The sequence below is a fragment of the Hymenobacter sp. YIM 151500-1 genome, assembly GCF_025979885.1.
Classification (GTDB): Bacteria; Bacteroidota; Bacteroidia; order Cytophagales; family Hymenobacteraceae; genus Hymenobacter.
In genome coordinates, this window is record NZ_CP110139.1 from 2231035 (window position 1) to 2248186 (window position 17152).

Consider the following 17152-nt stretch of genomic DNA (forward strand, 5'->3'; position numbering starts at 1 on the left):
GAAATCCGCGAAAATCAGCCTACTCTGTGCTAAAGAACGACCTCCTCCTCCGCGCCGCCTGTGGCGAAGATACCGAGCGCACCCCCGTGTGGCTGATGCGCCAGGCCGGCCGCATCCTGCCCGAATACCGCGCCCTGCGCGCCCGCCTTTCCGGCTTCAAGGAGCTGGTCGAAACCCCCGAACTGGCCGCCGAAGTCACCATTCAGCCCGTGGATGCCCTGGACGTGGATGCCGCTATCATCTTCTCCGACATTCTGGTGGTACCCGAGGCCATGGGCCTCACCTACGAAATGGTGGAAGCCCGTGGCCCCCTGTTCCCCGAAACTGTGCGCACCGCCCAGGACGTGCAGCGCCTGCGTGTAGCCGACCCCGAGGAGCACCTGGGCTACGTGCTGGAAGCCATTCGCGTCACTAAGCGCGCCCTCAATGGCCGCGTGCCGCTCATCGGGTTTGCCGGCGCACCCTGGACCATCCTGGCTTACATGGTGGAAGGCCACGGCTCCAAAACCTTCAGCAAGGCCCGCCGCCTGCTCTACGCCCAGCCGGAGCTGGCCCACGAGCTGCTGCGCAAAATCACCGACACTACCATTGCCTACCTGCGGGCCCAGGTGACAGCCGGTGCCAACCTGGTGCAGGTGTTCGACTCCTGGGCCGGCATCCTGCCGCCCGCTCACTACCAGGAGTTCAGCACCCGCTACATTGCCGAAATCTGCCGGGCCATTCCCGAGGTACCCGTGACGGTGTTTGCCAAAGGGGCCTTCTGGGCCGTGGAAGACTTTGCCCAGCTGCCCTGCCGCACCATCGGCCTCGACTGGAACCAGGACGCCCGCGCCGTGCGCCCTCTCGTGGGAGACAAAACCCTGCAAGGCAACCTCGACCCCTGCGCCCTCTACGGCACACCCGAGCAGGTGCGCCAAGCCACCCGGCAAATGCTTGACCAGTTTGGCTCGCACCGCCACATTGCCAACTTAGGCCACGGCGTCTACCCCGACACTAACCCGGATAATGTGCGCGTATTCATTGAAACGGTGAAGGAGTACAGCACCCGAATGCGGGGGTAAACCTCACCCCCTAGCCCCCTCTCCACAAGAGAGGGGGAACTAGCAACCCCACCCCAACCCCTCCCCAAAAGGGAGGGGCTCTAATCCTAACTTTTTAGTCTAGAGCTAGAAACTAGTCCCCCTCTCTTGTGGAGAGGGGGCTAGGGGGTGAGGTTCCAGCAGCCCCACCCGCTCCGCTTCCTGCAGCAGCAGTTGCTTTTCAATCGGCACCACGCCTACTTGTTCGCACACGAGGCCGCCGCCGAGGTTGGCCAGGGCGGCAGTGCTGGCGGCGGGCAGGCCCAGGGCCACGCATAAGGCCGCAATGCTGATTACTGTGTCGCCGGCCCCCGACACGTCGGAGATGGTGCGCACGTGGGCGGGAATGTAGGTGCGCCGGAGCTGGCCGTTTTCCACGAATACGCCCCGCTCCGACAGCGTGACCAGCACCATGTCGGGTTGCAGCAGCTGCCGCAGCCGGGCCACGGCCGCCTCGAAGTGCGGGCGGTCGGCGTCGGTGTCACCGAACTCCTGCTTCAGGCCTTCGCGCAGCTCTTTGAGGTTGGGCTTGAACAGGGTGCAGTGGCGGTAGGCCAGGAAGTTCTTTTTCTTGGGGTCCACGACCGTAGGCACGCCCCGCTGCCGGGCCAGGCTGATAAAGTGCTGAATGTTGGCTTCCTGGAGCACCCCCTTGTCGTAGTCCTCGAAAATTACCACGTCGGCGCGGCCCAGCAGCTGCTCGAAGCGGGCGGTGAGCTGGGCGTTTTCGTCGGCGTTGAGGTCAGTTTCTACCTCCGAGTCGATACGCAGCAGCTGCTGGCCGTGGGCCAGCACGCGCTGCTTTACGGTGGTGGGCCGGTGCCCGGAGCGCACAATGCCCTCGGCCGACAGCCCGGTGGTGCGCAGCAGCTCCAGCAGCTGGTCGCCGCCCTGGTCCTCGCCCACCACGGCGCAGAGCAGGGGCGTGGCGCCCAGGGCCTGCACGTTCAGGGCCACGTTGGCGGCCCCGCCCAGGCGCTGCTCCTGGCGGCTCACATTCACTATCGGCACGGGGGCTTCGGGCGAGAGGCGCACGGCTTTGCCCCACACGTAGGCGTCGAGCATCACGTCGCCCACAATCAGGACGGTGAGGCGGTTGAAAGCGGCAAACAGGTCGGGCAGAGAAGCCGGAGGAGCAGCGGCAGCGGGCATTCGGTAGGGGTCAGCAATGAAGCCGCAAAAGTAGGCCGTAGCGCGAACTTTAGCTGCGCTGACCTGTGGTTGCAGTTCGCGCTACGGCGGGCCGTTAGAACGACAATCGTTGTAGTGGCCCCGCCGATACGGGATCTGCACAGGTAGCTTCGCTGCCCTACGGTTCACGCTACGGCCTGTTAGACCAGCTTGGCCAGGCTATCCTTTATCCGCACAAAGGCTTCGCGCAGCTTCTCATCGGCGGCGGCGGTGCTGAAGCGGATGCAATTGGGTGCCCCGAAGGCGCCGCCGTCTACGGCGGCCACGTAAGCGTCGTTCAGCAGGTACATGGCTAGGTCGCAGGCCGTGTCGATGGTGTGGCCGTGCGGGGTGGTCTTGCCGAAGTAGCCCGTCACGTCCGGGAAAACATAGAAGGCGCCGCTGGGCGTGGGCGTTTTCAGGCCCGGAATGTCGCGCGCCAGGTCCAGCACCAGGTCACGGCGGCGGCGGTAAGCTTCCACCATGACGTCGGCGGAGGTGCGGCCGCCTTGCAGGGCCGCCAGGGCTGCGCGCTGGGCAATGGAACAGGTGCCGGAGGTTATCTGGCTCTGTATCTTTTCGCAGGCCGCAGCTATTTCCTTGCGGGCGGCCAGGTAGCCCACGCGCCAGCCCGTCATGGCGTAGCCCTTCGAGAAGCCATTCACGGTAATTACCCGGTCTTTGATTTCCGCGAACTGAGCCAGGCTCACGTGCTCCTCCGTGAAATTGATGTACTCGTAAATCTCGTCGGCCAGCACGTACACCTGCGGATGGCGGGCCACCACCTCGGCAATGGCCGCCAGCTCTTCCCGCGAAAACACTGCTCCGGTAGGGTTGCAGGGCGAGGAGTACATGATGAGCTTGGTGCGGGGCGTAATGGCGGTTTCCAGCTCCTGGGCCGTTACTTTGAAGTCGTTTTCCAGGCTGCCCATCAGCTGCACGGTGGTGCCCTCAGCCAGCTTCACCATCTCCTCGTAGCTCACCCAATACGGCGCAAACACAATCACCTCGTCGCCGGGGTTGACGAGGCTGAGCACGGCGTTGGCCAGGGCCTGCTTGGCCCCGGTGCTCACCACAATGTTTTCCCGGTCATAGTGCAGCTGGTTGTCGCGCAGCAGCTTGTCGCAGATGGCTTGGCGCAGCTCCGGGATACCGGGCACGGGCGTGTAGAACGTGTGGCCGTCGTCGAGGGCCTTTTTGGCGGCATCCTTGATGTACTGCGGGGTCTGAAAGTCGGGCTCCCCGAAGCTCAGGCTAATAACATCTGCCCCCTGGGCAGCCAGCTCCCGGGCCTTTTTGGCCATGGAAATGGTCTGCGACTCCTGCATGGCGTGGATGCGGTCAGAGAGAAACGCGGTGGGCAGCGAGGCGAGGGTAGCGGCTTCGGACATGGGAGCAACAAGGATAGGTGAGGTGAGCAATACAGGTGGGGTGAGCAATACAAAAATACGGCGAAGCAGCGGATTCAGCCCGGCTCCGGGTGCCCCCTTTCCTACTGCTCCTGCCCCAGCTCCCGGAAGCAGCGCAGCAGAATGCTCAAATCGGTGCCGGGCTCGTAGTTTTTGGCGTAGAGCAGTTCCAGCCGCCGCCGGGTAGCCTCGCTGAGCGGCAGCGTGGTTTGGGCCGCATCGGCCGGCGACAGAATGGCGCGGGCCACGCGGCCGGGCGCGGTGGCGTAGCGCAGCCCCACCCACGTGCGCACCCCACTCAGCACGCGCAGACAGTTGCGTAGAAAGCCGGCCTTGTGCGGCTGGGCCCATACCACCACGGGCGCCGCCAGCAGCAGACCCAGGCTGGTGAGGATGTCGAGCAGGCGTTTGAGGCGCATCTGCTGGGGCCGGAACAGGTTCAGGGTAATGTCGAGGGCGTAGTAGTCGCCGGGCGCGTCTTTGGAGGAGCTGCCGATGATGTAGGCGCTGTCCTGGGGCAGAATCTTGTAGGCCACGGGCGGCTGCTGGGGCAGGCTCACCATGAGCGAAATAATCTGGCTGGCCGACAAGTCGCGGCCGCAGAAAATCAGCTCTTCCACTTCGTAGATGCGGATACTGTCGGCCAGTTGCCGCACCGTGCCCAGCAGGTCGTCGGGGGGCGAGGAAGCGGCCGGTTCGGGCAGGGGCTCCGGTACGATGTAGCCCACCACCCGGGCCTGCACCCCGGCCTGCTCCAGCAGGCGGCGCACCCGGCGGCTTTCTTCTTCCGAGCCCACAATGGCAATGTTCTTGGCCGCTGGCTCGGCAAAGTCGAACTCCCGGTAGCGCAGGAAATGGGCCAGGCGGCGGCGCAGCACCAGGGCCGCCACGCTCCACCCACCGCCCAGCACAATCAGGGCCTTGGAGAAGCGCCAGGCATCCAGGAAGTTGCTCACGGCCGAAATCAGCACCGTGCCCACGAGGATGCCCCGCGCAATGGCCCAGGTTTTAACCGGCTTGTCGTACGCCCCGCTCAGGTAGGCGGCCGTCAGCCACACGCCGATGTACACGGGCACGGCCACCAGCATAAACTGGGGCGGATACGGCGTGGGCACGTACTTGTGGTTCTGCTCCCAGTAGGTTTTCAGAAAGTACATGCCCCCGTAGATCAGGCCTGCATCCAGCAGCACCGGGGCTACGCGCTCCAGCAGGCGCTGGCCCACGGCCAGAGAAGCCCGCAGCCAGATGGCCAGGTTGATGAGCAGGCTAAAGGCGCCAGCCTGGCCCGGCGCGAAGTGCTTGCGGGCAAAGACGACCATAGCCCGGTAAAACACGAACACGTAGCTGACGCTGGCCCGCTTGGTGCTTTCGCCCTTGTAGTGGATGATGCGGGTGCCGGGGAAGTAGTAGTTTTTCCAGCCCCCGCGCGTGAGGCGGTACGAGAGGTCAATGTCCTCGCCGTACATGAAGTAGTCTTCATCGAGCAGGCCCACCTGCTCCAGGGCCGCCGCCCGCAAAAACATGAAGGCCCCACTCAGTACTTCTATCTCATGAGTTTGGTCTTTGTCGAGGAAACCCAGGTGGTAGCGCCCAAACCGTTCGGACCTCGGAAACAGCCGGGCCAGGCCGAATACTTTGTAAAAGGCCACCCAGGGCGTGGGCAGGCTGCGCTTGCTCTCGGGCAGAAAGTGGCCCTGCCCATCAAGCATCTTCACGCCCAGCCCGCCGGCCGCGGGGTGCTGGTCCATGAAGTTGCAGCACTGCCGAAAAGTGTCTTCTTCGATAACCGTGTCGGGGTTGAGCAGCAGCACGTACTGGCCGCGGGCCTGGCCCAGGGCCTGGTTGTTGGCCCGGCTGAAGCCGCAGTTTTCCTGGTTTTCCAGCAGCAACACCTCCGGGAACCGGGCCTTCACCATAGCCACCGACCCATCCACGGAGTTGTTGTCGACTACGAACACCTCCACCGGCTCACCCAGCTTCTCCACCGCCCGCCGCACCGACAGCAGCGCCTGCTCCAGAAAGTAGCAGACATTGTAGTTGACAACGACAACGGAAAGCTTGACGGCAGGCGGCACTGGTGGCAGCAGATAAACGGCTGCGTAAGGTACGGAGAGTTGCGCTAGCTGCGGCAGGGCACCCCAAAGGCTGCTAACTAATGGCGCGGGACTGCTCCCCGTGCTGCCTATGTGGGACGCTCCAGCCTCCCCCGCCAGAACGACACTCACCTGCTTCGTCCTGACAGCGCGGACGAGTGCAGTGCGGGCCAGAGGCCCGCCAATAATCGGCACGGGGCGCAGCCCTGCGCCATCATTCCCTTCAAAAACACAAGCCGCTGCTGAGTAGCAACGGCTCGCATAATTTCACCTATCAGTAAGTAGCGGTTATTTCACCTGGCGCTGGCGCTCCACAATGCTGCGGCCCAGGGTGATTTCGTCGGCGTACTCCAGCTCCCCACCCATCGGGATGCCACGGGCAATGGTGCTGACGTGCACGTTGGGCAGGTCGCGGAGCTTGCGCGAGAGGTAAAAGGCCGTGGTGTCGCCTTCCATGGTGGGGCTGATAGCCAGGATGACCTCCCGGATTTCCGAGCCGTCGCGCGTCACGCGGTCCACCAGCGAATCGATGGTGAGGTCGGCCGGGCCGATGCCTTCAATGGGCGAGATGACACCGCCCAGCACGTGGTACGTGCCCTGGTATTGGGCTGTGTTTTCGATGGCAATAACGTCGCGGATGTCCGACACCACGCACACCGTGCTTTGGTCGCGGAGCTTGTTGGCGCAGATGCTGCACTCGGCCGTGTCGGAAATGTTGTGGCAGGTGTCGCAGTAGCGAATCTCAAAGCGCATCTTGGCCAACGCCTCAGCCAGGGAGGCCGTGGTTTCGGTTTCGGCTTTGAGCAGGTGCAAGGCCAGACGCAGGGCGGTTTTCTTGCCCACGCCCGGCAGCTTGGCTAGCTCACTCACCGCGTTTTCTATCAGTTTAGAAGGAAACTCCATCTAGTGAATGTGGGAGAATGTGAGAATGCGAGCAATGTGAGGAATGAGGGTCCGGCAACTCCGCCAGGGCATTTGCCACATCTTCCATATTCCTCACATTCTCCACATTTTTAAAGTACGTCCGCCGAAATGCCCCGGTCGTGGATGGCGGTACACATGCTGGCCAGCTCCTCGTAAGCACCGTGCTTTACGGTGCACTGGCCTTTGTAATGAATAAGCAACGTGCATTGCTCGGCTTGCTCCGGCTCGTGGCCGCACACGTCGATAAGGGTTCGGATAACGTGGTCGAAGGTGTTTACATCGTCGTTGTACACGACCAGGTCGCGCACGTCGATGGTTTCTTCCAGGAGCAGAACGTCCTCGTCGTATTCAATCTGCGGGTTGGTAGGCATACGGCAAAAATACAGAATAACGGGCGGAAGACCGACTGGCAGCCGGCCTTGTATAACCCCTCCCCGGCGTGAATCGTTTCCGGGTTTCGGCGGAAAATGGGTGCTTCGGGCGCGAGTGGTTGACGGAAACTGCCGAACTTGCCGGCTCGTATGCTGGGCGCTTGCTCCTTGCCTATCCAGTCCTGCTCCGGTCCATTTATGCCCGTTCCGTCCGCCGAGTTTAAGCGTGCCCTCCAGCGCCTCACCGAAAAAGAAAAGGAAGCCCTGCTGCTGCGCGCCGCCCGCCGCGACGCCGAGCTGTACGACACGCTTAGCTTCGAGCTGCTGCCCGACGTGACCGTGGAAACCGTGTTCGAGCAGGCCTCCGATCAGATTCACGAGCTATTTGCCGTGGGTGCCACCGGCCGTTTGCTCAACCGCAGCCTCACCAAAGCCCTGCAAAAAGCTACCAAGGAAGTGGCCCGTGCCCGCCGCATCACCAAGGACAAGCGCCTGGAAATCGACTTGAACTTGTACACGCTGCGCCACATTTTCGACAACTATACCGGGCAGTTTGAGAGCGTATACGCCGGCTTCTACACGGCTACGGCCCGCCTAGCTGCCCGCACCGCCCAGCTGGTGTTGCACAACCTGCACGAAGACCTCTGGCTGGAGTACAAGCCCGAGCTGGATGAGTTCTTGCAGCAGCTGCACAGCCGCTCGAAAAGCCGCAGCCTCAAGTTTGAGCTGCCGCGGGAGCTGGTGCTGCCAGAATAAACTACGTGAGTTGTTGCGACACGCGGCAGTTCCTGCACAGCCAGCAAGTAGGTAACGCGAAGCTTTACTTCACGAAGCGTAAGCACGATGTCATTAGGAAGTTGCCCTTAACGGTACGGACGCCTCGCAAAGTGAAACTTTGCGCTACAAGTAAAAGCCCCGCCAGCACATGCTGGCGGGGCTTTTACTTGTCGCTCGACCAGAAATTACTTCTGGGCAATAACGTTGAAGCTCAGCGTGAAGTCGTCCATGATGGCTTTGTCGCCGATGCTTTCAAAGAAGGACTTGGAGCCGTACTTGATGTCGAACTTGGTGCGGTCGATGGTGGCGGTGCCGCTGGCGGCGGCGCGGCCGTTTTTTACGCCTACTTTGGCCGGGAAGCTCACTTTCTGGGTGATGCCCTTGATGGTCAGGTCGCCGGTGACGGTGGCGTTGTTGCCGTTGGCGTCGCCTTTCAGCGGGGCCAGGCTGGTGATTTTGAACGTGGCCGTGGGGTTCTTCTCGATGCTGAAGAAGTCGTCGGAGCGCAGGTGGCCGACGAGCTTGCCGTTAGCATCCTGGTCTTTGATGTCGGTAACCTTCAGCGAGGTCATATCGACGGTGAACGTGCCGCCCACAATCTGGTTGCCGCGCACCTGTACCTCACCGTCCTTGAACTGCACGGTACCGTCGTGCTGGCCGGTTACCTTCTTGCCCGTCCAGCCCAGGGTGCTCAGCTGGGGCTGCACTTTGTAGGCGGTAGAAGCGGCGTTGTCGGTGCCGGGAGTGGTTTTCTTAACGCCGGGCTGCTGAGCAAAAGCGGGAGCGGCCAACAGGGAAGCGGCCAGCAGGGCCGGGAAAAACAGCTTTTTCATGAGAAAATGATTGAGTAAGGGAGAGAAAAAAGGAATGTCGTTAGTCACGGATTTTGTCGAGCAGGGCGCTGAGCTGGGCGGCCTCCTCGGCAGTTAGGTTTTCCAGGCCCAGACGCTGGTGCTCCATCACATCGTCGAGGCGGCGCAGCAGGTCCAGGCCGGCTTCGGTGATGCGAATGTCCACGGCGCGGCGGTTGCTGGGGCACACGGTGCGCGTCACGAGGGCCTTGGCTTCTAGCTTGTCCACGATGCGGGAGGCGTTGCTGGTTTTGTCCAGCATCCGCTCAATCAGCAGGTTAACCGTGGCTGGCTTGGGGTGCTGGCCCCGCAGAATGCGCAGGATGTTGAACTGGGGCAGCGTCAGGCCGAATTCTTTGAAGGCCGCCCCTTGCCGAAGCTGGAGCCAGCCAGCCGTGTACACCACGTTGATGTAGGCCTTCTGAAACTCGTCCTTGAATGTGCGCTGCTTAATCTCGTCTTCTATTCTCATGCCGCTAACAAACTGCATTCTGAATCAACGCTGCAAATATATGTACCTACATTTAATGTCGCAACATATTTGCCGACTTTTTTAGTTCAGCTTGGTGCGTATCTCTCGGGCCAAGGTGGCGTACAACGCGCATTGTTCACCTTACCCTACTTCTCTGTGATGCGCCACCTAGCTTTTGCCGCCTGTGCCGCCCTGGCACTTTTGGCCGCCGTGCCGGCCGCCAGCGCCCAATCCACGACCTCACCCGCCCAGCCCGCCGGGGCCGTGGCCACCTCCCCCACCAGCCGGTTTGTGATGCAGAACGGCGAGGTGGTGTTGGTGCAGGAAGGCCGGCCTACGCCCCTGACGAAGAACGTGCTGCTGGCCGACGGCACCAAGATAAACTATAAGAGCGGCATTGTGGAGCTGCCCGGCGGCAAGAAAACCACGCTCAAAGAGGGCGACTACGTGCGCCCCGACGGCGGCATCGTGTTTGCCACGCCGGCCAGCGCCGCCGCGGCCCGCAACGAACCCGCCGCGGCCGGCCCGGCCCGCTTCGAGCCCTACGTAGACCCGCGCCCCGACCCCACCTCGCCCGCCGCCCTGCGCACCCGCCTCAATGAGCTGGACACCAAAATCAGCCTGATGGCCGAGAAGATTCAGCTTCTGAATCAGAAAATCAGCCTGCTCAGCACCAACGCCCAGCGTCCCACCGACACCTCCGCCCTCGACCAGCAGATTCAGAAGCTGGACGAAAAGCTGAAGTGATGGGGTGAGAGGGTAAAGGGTAACAGGTGAGAAGTGACAGGTGACAGGCGACAGGTGACAGGTAAACGGTCCTGCTCCATCTGGCGTCCGCTTGTCGAAGCATCTCTCCCGCTGGCTAACTCAATCGTGAGAACGAAGCGGTAAAGATGCTTCGACAAGCGGACGCCAGATGGAGCAGGACCGTTTACCTGTCGCCTGTCACCTGTCACTTCTCACCTCATCACTCCATCACCAACCGCCCCTCCTCCTCCTGCACCAACCCAAACGGCTCATTCTGCACGACGAGGAAGCCGTCCAGGTCGCACACGTCGGCTAGGGCGCTGACTTGCAGGGCGGACCAGATGCCCAGGGAGGTTTCGACCATGCAGCCGAGCATGGTCTGGAGGCCGTGGGCGCGGGTGTGGCGCAGGATGCGCAGGCCGTTCAGGTAGCCGCCGGCCTTCATCAGCTTCATGTTTACGCCGTCGAACTGCCGGGCAATGTCCTGGAAGTCGGCCGCGTCGGTTACGGATTCGTCGGCGAAGACGGGGCAGCCCAGCTGGCCTTTGAGGGCGCGGTAGTCGGTGGCGCAGGCGGCGGGCAGGGGCTGCTCCAGCAGGCGCACCCGCAGGCCCGGCAGCTGCCGAAGCTGCTCCCAGTCGCGGCGCAGGGAGTCGGCGTCGGGCCAGGCCTCGTTGCCGTCGATGATGAGCGGGTGCCCCGGCAGCAGGCGCGTTACTTCGGCCAGCAAGTCCAGAGCAGCGTCGCGGTTTACCTTAATTTTCAGGGGCGAAAAGCGGCTGAGCTGGTGGGCCTGCACGAACTCGGCCACGGCGCCGGGCTCCATAATGGGCACGGTCATGGCCGTGGGCACACCGGCACGGGGCGGGGCCGGGACGCCTAGCCACTGCCACACCGCCTGCCCGGCCCGCGCCGCCTCCCGGTGCACCCACGCCGACTCCAGCGCGAAGCGCAGAGCGTGGGCCGGGGCGTGGGCGTCGAGCAGCTCGGCGAGGCCTTCCAGGGTGGTGCAGCGGCCCAGACCGGCTTCTTGCAAAGCCCTAAACTGCTGCTGCAACAGCTCGGGTGTTTCGTCGTAGCGCACGTTGGGGGCGGCTTCGCCCCGGCCGCTAGGGCCGCTTTCGTCGGCTACTTCCACCAGCAGGTTGGTTTTGGTGGTGGAAGCGTTGCGCGAGATTTTCCAGGTGTAGCGCAGGGGTAGCAGCAGGGGCGTCAGCGTCCAGGTAGGCATGGGCAGGCAGCAGGTTGGGCAAAAGCGGCACGGTACCGCGGCCGGCGAAAGTTGGGAGGAAAGAATCGAAATCACGAAACCCGCGGGCAGAAACCTATCTTTGCCCTGTTCCCGTCCTTGATTTTCTCTCTCCGAATTTGCCGCGCATGAAGGTTTCGCGTCTCGCTCCGCTTGTTCTCGTTTTGCTGCTGCTGGCGGCCGTGCTCACGGCCGTGGCCGCCTACAACCTGGTGGCCTTACCTCCCATCGTGCCCCAGGCGGCCCGCTGGCTGGCATTGCTGGCGCTGGTGGTGCTGGCCGTGCAGCGCCGCTCCATCACGTTCTGGATTGTGGTGAGCATGCTGGTAGGCGCCGAAATCGGCCACGATTTCCCAGACCAGGCCGTGCAGCTCAAGGTACTAAGCGACGTATTCTTGCGGCTGGTGAAAACCATTATTGCGCCGCTGGTTTTTGCCACGCTGGTAGTCGGCATTGCCGGCCACGCCGACCTGAAGCAGGTGGGTAAAATGGGCCTGAAGGCGCTGATTTACTTTGAAGTCGTCACCACGTTTGCCCTGTTCATCGGGCTGGCGGCTATCAACCTCACCCGTGCCGGCGAGGGCGTGGACCGCAGCGGCATTCAGGCCGACACCGAGCAGCTGCAAACCGTCAAGCAAAGCACCTCCGACATCATCCTGCACATCTTCCCCGAAAATATTGCCAAGTCGGTGGCCGAGGGGCAGGTGCTGCAAGTGGTGGTGTTTGCCATCATCTTCGCCATTGGCCTGGCCATGGTGCACCAGCGCCACCGCCAGCCCATGCTGCAATGGTCGGAAAGCCTGTCGGAGGTGATGTTCAAATTCACCAATGTGGTTATGTTCTTCGCGCCCCTGGGCGTGGGTGGGGCCCTGGCTTACACCGTGGGCAAAATGGGTTTTGGGCCGCTGGTCAATGCCTTCAAGCTGCTGCTGACCCTGTACGGGGCCCTGGCCGTTTTCGTGCTGCTGATTCTGTTGCCCATTGCCCTGCTGGCCCGCATTCCGCTGAAGCGGTTCGTGCAGGCCATTGCCGAGCCGGTGAGCATTGCCTTTGCCACCACGTCGTCGGAGGCGGCGCTGCCGCGGGCCATGGAGGCCATGGAAAGCATCGGGGTGCCGCGCCGCATTGTGGCCTTCGTCATGCCCACGGGCTACTCTTTCAACCTCGACGGCACCACGCTGTATTTGTCGCTGGCGGCGGTGTTTGTGGCCCAGGCCGCCGGCATCGAGCTGAGCTGGGGGCAGCAGCTGGTCATGGTATTTACCTTGATGCTCACCAGCAAGGGCGTGGCCGGCGTGCCCCGCGCCTCGCTGGTGATTTTGCTGGCGACGGTGGCCTCATTTAACCTGCCGGCTTGGCCCGTGTTCATCATCCTGGGCATCGACGCGCTGATGGACATGGCCCGCACGGCCGTCAACGTAATGGGCAACTGTCTGGCTACCGCCGTAGTAGCCCGCTGGGAAGGCGAGTTCGTAGACAACTACGTGGCCCCCGACCCCGTGCAGGAGCTAGCCGAGCCCGACAGCGCCCTGGCGCATCATTAATGTCTAGTGCCTGGTGACAGGTGAGAGGTGACAGGTGATGAGGTGAGAGGTGAGAGGTGAGAGGTGAGAGGTGAGAGGTGGTAAGCCAGATAGCCCCAGCGGGGCGGCATGTCGGTAGAACACACCAAGGTAAAAAGGATGAAAGCCCCAGCGGGGCGACACCTACCGTCCGCAGATGGTAGTGTCGCCCCGCTGGGGCTTTGTTCTAATAGGCGGCTCGTTTTCTATCAACATGCCGCCCCGCTGGGGCTATCTGGCTTACCACCTGTCACCTCTCACCTCTCACCTCTCACCTCTCACCTCATCACCTGTCACTTGTCACTTCACCACCTAACTCTGAATTGTTTAGCTTATCGATTTGTTGTGGTTGTCTTACATTCGGTACATTTGTTTTTTCTGCTTTTTCAGGTTGCTTAATCAATTGACTTACTGAGCGAAATGGCACGGGCCTTGTTACGGCGGGCCATGCTGATGCTTGGTTGGTTTCGTTTCGTTTCCTATGCCCCACTGCTTCTCTCGTCCCGTTGCTGTGCTGTTGGGTTTGCTGCTGCTGAGCGGCTGCAAGTCAGTTGAAAAAGCGGTGTTCCATACAATTCGGTCCAATAAGTCGGTGGCCGTGGGCAAGCTTCCCCGCCTGGAAAGCATGGTGGAGCCCGGTCCGCTGATGGCCACCGATGGCGCCAGCCCCGACGATGCCAGCAAGGTATTCCGGCAGGAGCTGGCCTACCACTTTGCCGAGCCCCAGCCCGATACGGTGCAGTACGGCTACGCCCGGCTGACCATTGTGCAGGCCGACGTGAAGCGCACCGGCCGGGCCCTGCAAGCCTTTCAGCTGCTGACGCTGATGACGCCCAGCCTGGTGGGCGTGCCGCTGGAGTGGTACCGCACCACCCTCGCCGCCGAAGTGCAAATCATCAATTCGCAGGGCGACGTTATTGCAACCTACACCGGCATCGGGCACAGCAAAGTGCGCGTAGCCATGTACCACGGCTACGGCCAACTCCAGGCCGCCCGCCTCGCCGACGTGCAGGCCCTGCGCCTGGCCCTCGACCAAATCCGCCCCCAGCTGGAAGCCGACGCCGACACGCTACGCCAGAAACTGGCCACTTCTGGCCCCATCGAGGGCATTGTGAGCCGCCCGCTAGGTGTGAACTAGAAGGGTAATACGTTTGGTTTGAGGTAGTACCCGCGCGTCATTCCGACCGTAGGGAGGAATCTGGGTGTTGACGTTGTTACGGTAACGGTCCTGCTGAACCTGTTGAGGCAGGACGCGGCTGCCCGCTACTAGCTGCCCGCAGGTTATCTGTACTTCAAGCATCAAAACCAGCAAGTAACGCTTGCCGGCTGGCAACCGCGGAAGCCGGAAACGTATCTTTGTTCTGATGATGCGTTTCCCTCTTATCTGGATGGTGCTGGCCCTGACCTCGGGGCTGCTGGCGGGCTGTTGCGGCTCGGTGGAGTGTGATTGTGGCGACGAGCAGGCCGATGCCGTCATCTTCCGGTTCAACCCCGATTCCCTGGCTACACAGTCGCCGCGGGGGTACCGGTCGGCGGACGTGGACACGGTGCTGCTGGTGCGCTACCCGCTGGACACGGCCCAGCGCCCCCGCCTCGACTCGGCGCTGTTTGCGCGCCCGCGCCGACTGGCGCTGGATAGCACTTCGGTTATTGCCCTGAACAACGCCCGGCCGTTTACGCAGACCGGCCGGCGCAAGCTCAACGCCTACCGCTACGAAATTTACCTAGGCCGGAGCCGTTACGAAATCTACCAGGGCCGCAGCCGCCGGCGCCAGCCCGCTTACACCATCACCAATGTGCAGTTGGAAGGCCGCCTGGAGGCCGATGGCTGCTGTACGTGTTACCGCAACACCCGGAAAGCCCTGACCCTGAACGGCCAGGAAATTACGCTCACCGACCAGAGCAGCCAAAACCGGCCCGGCCGGATTCTGCTCAGCCGTTAGCCGGCGCCGCAACGTCCGCTGCGGCTGAGCATTCGTATAACCGCTGCCCCTCTTCCGTGGCTGATGCCCGGTGCTGCGGGCGCTGCCTTCGCCTTTCTGTATGCTACACGAACCTGCCGCCCGGACCGTTTCGCCCACGTTTCCGTTTGTTACCACGCTCAGCCTGGAGCCGCTGATTGCGTACTGGCACGCCCGGGAGCAGGACCCCAACCCCGGTGTGGCCCTGCTGGCCCGCGCCATCGGCGAGCAGGTGGCCGCCGCCGGCTGGTGCCGCGGCCCCATCACCGACCTGAAGGTGCTGGAATGCAACTGCGACCTGGTGGAGACGCTGATGATAGCCGTGCTGCCGCCCGCGTCTTTCGCCACCGACATCAGCGGGGCCATTCCGCCGTTTCAGCGCCACAGCTTCTACCACACGCTCCGCTTTGCCGAGGTGCTGCTGAACGCTGCCAAGAGCATCAAGCAGCCGCTCAACATTGATATGCACACGCTGGAGGTGTACACAACCCGCATGGCGTATCAGCTGATTTTGGAAAAGGTGTACGGGGTACAGCTGCCCCTGCAAGGGCACGTCATCTTCACCGTGCCCGACTACAGCATTGGGCTGTACCGGCATTATAGCGTCGATTTCAACTCCACGTTTCTGGAGGTGCGGGTGCACGGCGCCAAGCCCGAGCTGACGCCCGAGCAGCTCGACCACCTGGCCCGCAACCCCCACCGCACCGACCTGTGGCAGGAGCTGCTGCCGCCGGAGCGCTTCGAGCTGGAAGGCTTCAACATCCTACACCTCGTGGACGTGACCGAACAGGAAATCCTGTCGGAGCTGAAGTACGACCTGCTGGAGCGCGACGTGCTGCAAGCCTCCGACCGGCTGGAGCAGATTCAGGAAAAGCTGCGGGTGCTGTTTGGGCGGCCATTTTTGCAGCTCGGCATTGCAGCCTACGACGAGAAGAAGAAGGCCTTCGTGGACTTCGGCCGCAAAATCAACCACAGCTTCCTGACCAAGCAGCTCAACAACCAGGACGCCAGCTCGGGCTTTCACCAGATTTACCGGCGCCTGCTTCAGGACCGGCAGCCGCTGGTGCTGGAAGATGTGGAAAAGGCCGACATCCCCGCCGACCTGCGCCAGCAAATCCTAAGCCTGGGCATCCGCTCGGCCATCCTGGCTTTGCTGCCCTACGGCGACGACACCGTGGGCCTGCTGGAGCTGGGCTCGCCCAACGTGGGCGACCTGAACGAGTTCAGCTTGGAAAACGTGAACCAGTTTGTGCCCCTGTTTGCGGTGGCGGTGAAGCGCAACGCCGAGGAAATCCAGACCCGCGTGCAGGCTATCATCAAGGAGAAGTTCACGGCCATTCACCCGGCCCTGGAGTGGCGCTTTACGGATGCCGCCCAGAACCTGCTCCAAAAGCTGGAGGACGGCAATAAAAACGCTGAGATGGAGGACATTGTCTTCCACGACGTGTACCCGCTGCACGGTTCCACCGACATCCGGGGCAGCAGTACGGCCCGCAACGAAGCCATTCAGGGCGACCTGGTGGAGCACCTCACCCTGGCCGGCAAGGTGCTGCGCAAGGCCTCGGAGCTTCAGCAGCTGCCCATCCTGGACGAGCTGAAGTTCTACGTCAACAAAAACCTGCGCCGCCTGCGCCAGGGCATTTTGTCGGGCGACGAGGTGAGCATCTTTGAGTCGCTGAAGACGGAGGTGGAGCCGCTGTTCGGGTACCTGGCGCAGAACACGCCCGAGCTGCGGCCCGTCATCAGCCACTACTGGTCCAACATCGACCCCGAGCTGGGCATCCTGTACAAGCGGCGCAAGGCCTTCGAGGAAAGCACCACCCGCCTCAACGACGCCGTGAGCGACTACCTCGACGAGGAGGAAGCCAAGGCCCAGCAGATGTACCCGCACTACTTCCAGCGGTTCAAAACCGACGGCGTGGAGTACAACATCTACGTGGGCGCGGCGCTGGTTGAGCACAAGCCCTTCGACCTGGTATTCCTGAAAAACCTGCGCCTGTGGCAGCTGCTGGTGATGGTGGAAATTACCCGCCGCACGGCCGCCCTTACCCCCACCCTGCCCGTGCCGCTGGAAACCACCCAGCTCATCCTCATCCACAGCCAGCCCCTGAGCATCCGCTTCCGGCAGGATGAGCGGCAGTTCGACGTGGACGGGGCTTATAATATTCGCTACGAGATTATCAAGAAGCGCATCGACAAGGCCACCGTGGAAGGTAGCGGCGAGCGGCTCACCCAGCCCCACAAAATTGCCCTGGTGTACTCCCAGCAGCGCGAAGCCGACGAGTACTACGAGTACATCGACTACCTCCAGGACCGCGGCCTGCTGGAGCCCGAGATAGAAGAGCTGGAGCTGGAAGAGTTGCAAGGCGTAAAAGGCCTGCTAGCCCTGCGGGTGAAAGTGAAGATTTAGATTTAGACCTGAGACAGTGAGAGGTGAGAAGTGAGATTCTCGTTCTACGACCCAGCTGGGCCATCAGAACAAAAGTC

At 62.3% G+C, this 17152-nt stretch carries 15 protein-coding genes; 7 read left to right on the forward strand and 8 right to left on the reverse strand.

Annotation, left to right across the window (positions count from 1 at the left end; all coding sequences use genetic code 11):
* The first annotated feature begins 26 nt into the window (after positions 1-26).
* Positions 27-1061, forward strand: a complete 1035-nt coding sequence (hemE, locus tag OIS53_RS09285) for a uroporphyrinogen decarboxylase (RefSeq protein ID WP_264682122.1) — start codon at positions 27-29, stop codon at positions 1059-1061.
* Positions 1062-1166: 105 nt separating this feature from the next.
* Here the strand turns inward: hemE and OIS53_RS09290 are convergent, their stop codons facing one another.
* From OIS53_RS09290 to OIS53_RS09310, 5 genes are all read right to left on the reverse strand, one after another.
* The gene (locus OIS53_RS09290) at positions 1167-2231 is read right to left on the reverse strand and encodes a bifunctional heptose 7-phosphate kinase/heptose 1-phosphate adenyltransferase (RefSeq protein ID WP_264682123.1); all 1065 of its coding nucleotides are present in this window, start codon (positions 2229-2231) and stop codon (positions 1167-1169) included.
* Between the two features lie 179 nt (positions 2232-2410).
* Complete coding sequence (locus OIS53_RS09295) at positions 2411-3640, reverse strand: pyridoxal phosphate-dependent aminotransferase (protein WP_264682124.1); 1230 nt, start codon at positions 3638-3640, stop codon at positions 2411-2413.
* A 101-nt stretch (positions 3641-3741) separates the two neighbouring features.
* On the reverse strand, positions 3742-5733 hold the full coding sequence (locus OIS53_RS09300; RefSeq protein WP_264682125.1) for a glycosyltransferase family 2 protein: 1992 nt from the start codon (positions 5731-5733) through the stop codon (positions 3742-3744).
* Between the two features lie 306 nt (positions 5734-6039).
* Positions 6040-6654: a recombination mediator RecR gene (recR, locus tag OIS53_RS09305; protein ID WP_264682126.1), complete on the reverse strand. Its 615-nt coding sequence runs from the start codon at positions 6652-6654 to the stop codon at positions 6040-6042.
* Positions 6655-6764: 110 nt separating this feature from the next.
* The gene (locus OIS53_RS09310; RefSeq protein WP_264682127.1) at positions 6765-7046 is read right to left on the reverse strand and encodes an ATP-dependent Clp protease adaptor ClpS; all 282 of its coding nucleotides are present in this window, start codon (positions 7044-7046) and stop codon (positions 6765-6767) included.
* Between the two features lie 198 nt (positions 7047-7244).
* Between OIS53_RS09310 and OIS53_RS09315 the strand changes: the two genes are divergently transcribed.
* A complete protein-coding gene (locus OIS53_RS09315; protein ID WP_264682128.1) occupies positions 7245-7802 on the forward strand; it encodes a hypothetical protein in 558 nt (185 codons plus the stop codon).
* Between the two features lie 206 nt (positions 7803-8008).
* Here OIS53_RS09315 and OIS53_RS09320 read toward each other — a convergent pair whose 3' ends face one another.
* Positions 8009-8656, reverse strand: a complete 648-nt coding sequence (locus tag OIS53_RS09320) for a YceI family protein (protein WP_264682129.1) — start codon at positions 8654-8656, stop codon at positions 8009-8011.
* 40 nt (positions 8657-8696) lie between these two features.
* Positions 8697-9146, reverse strand: coding sequence for a MarR family winged helix-turn-helix transcriptional regulator (locus tag OIS53_RS09325; protein WP_264682130.1), 450 nt, complete (start codon positions 9144-9146; stop codon positions 8697-8699).
* A 159-nt stretch (positions 9147-9305) separates the two neighbouring features.
* On the opposite strand from OIS53_RS09325, the gene OIS53_RS09330 reads away from it, so the two are divergent.
* Entirely contained in the window at positions 9306-9893 is a 588-nt protein-coding gene (locus OIS53_RS09330) for a DUF6799 domain-containing protein (RefSeq protein ID WP_264682131.1), read from the forward strand.
* A gap of 220 nt (positions 9894-10113) precedes the next feature.
* Here the strand turns inward: OIS53_RS09330 and OIS53_RS09335 are convergent, their stop codons facing one another.
* Positions 10114-11124, reverse strand: coding sequence for a dipeptide epimerase (locus OIS53_RS09335; RefSeq protein ID WP_264682132.1), 1011 nt, complete (start codon positions 11122-11124; stop codon positions 10114-10116).
* Positions 11125-11270: 146 nt separating this feature from the next.
* Between OIS53_RS09335 and OIS53_RS09340 the strand changes: the two genes are divergently transcribed.
* From OIS53_RS09340 to OIS53_RS09355, 4 genes are all read left to right on the forward strand, one after another.
* Positions 11271-12686, forward strand: a complete 1416-nt coding sequence (locus OIS53_RS09340) for a dicarboxylate/amino acid:cation symporter (RefSeq protein WP_264682133.1) — start codon at positions 11271-11273, stop codon at positions 12684-12686.
* Between the two features lie 499 nt (positions 12687-13185).
* Positions 13186-13842, forward strand: a complete 657-nt coding sequence (locus OIS53_RS09345; protein WP_264682134.1) for a hypothetical protein — start codon at positions 13186-13188, stop codon at positions 13840-13842.
* Positions 13843-14068: 226 nt separating this feature from the next.
* Positions 14069-14647: a hypothetical protein gene (locus OIS53_RS09350; RefSeq protein ID WP_264682135.1), complete on the forward strand. Its 579-nt coding sequence runs from the start codon at positions 14069-14071 to the stop codon at positions 14645-14647.
* A 100-nt stretch (positions 14648-14747) separates the two neighbouring features.
* On the forward strand, positions 14748-17075 hold the full coding sequence (locus OIS53_RS09355; RefSeq protein WP_264682136.1) for a GAF domain-containing protein: 2328 nt from the start codon (positions 14748-14750) through the stop codon (positions 17073-17075).
* Positions 17076-17152: the final 77 nt, after the last annotated feature.

Coding starts and splice junctions, on each gene's coding strand:
- OIS53_RS09290 (WP_264682123.1), bottom strand. CDS start 2,231: ATGCCCGCTGCCGCTGCTCCTCCGGCTTCTCTGCCCGACCTGTTTGCC.
- OIS53_RS09295 (WP_264682124.1), bottom strand. CDS start 3,640: ATGTCCGAAGCCGCTACCCTCGCCTCGCTGCCCACCGCGTTTCTCTCT.
- recR (WP_264682126.1), bottom strand. CDS start 6,654: ATGGAGTTTCCTTCTAAACTGATAGAAAACGCGGTGAGTGAGCTAGCC.
- OIS53_RS09310 (WP_264682127.1), bottom strand. CDS start 7,046: ATGCCTACCAACCCGCAGATTGAATACGACGAGGACGTTCTGCTCCTG.
- OIS53_RS09315 (WP_264682128.1), top strand. CDS start 7,245: ATGCCCGTTCCGTCCGCCGAGTTTAAGCGTGCCCTCCAGCGCCTCACC.
- OIS53_RS09320 (WP_264682129.1), bottom strand. CDS start 8,656: ATGAAAAAGCTGTTTTTCCCGGCCCTGCTGGCCGCTTCCCTGTTGGCC.
- OIS53_RS09325 (WP_264682130.1), bottom strand. CDS start 9,146: ATGAGAATAGAAGACGAGATTAAGCAGCGCACATTCAAGGACGAGTTT.
- OIS53_RS09330 (WP_264682131.1), top strand. CDS start 9,306: ATGCGCCACCTAGCTTTTGCCGCCTGTGCCGCCCTGGCACTTTTGGCC.
- OIS53_RS09335 (WP_264682132.1), bottom strand. CDS start 11,124: ATGCCTACCTGGACGCTGACGCCCCTGCTGCTACCCCTGCGCTACACC.
- OIS53_RS09340 (WP_264682133.1), top strand. CDS start 11,271: ATGAAGGTTTCGCGTCTCGCTCCGCTTGTTCTCGTTTTGCTGCTGCTG.
- OIS53_RS09345 (WP_264682134.1), top strand. CDS start 13,186: ATGCCCCACTGCTTCTCTCGTCCCGTTGCTGTGCTGTTGGGTTTGCTG.
- OIS53_RS09350 (WP_264682135.1), top strand. CDS start 14,069: ATGATGCGTTTCCCTCTTATCTGGATGGTGCTGGCCCTGACCTCGGGG.
- OIS53_RS09355 (WP_264682136.1), top strand. CDS start 14,748: ATGCTACACGAACCTGCCGCCCGGACCGTTTCGCCCACGTTTCCGTTT.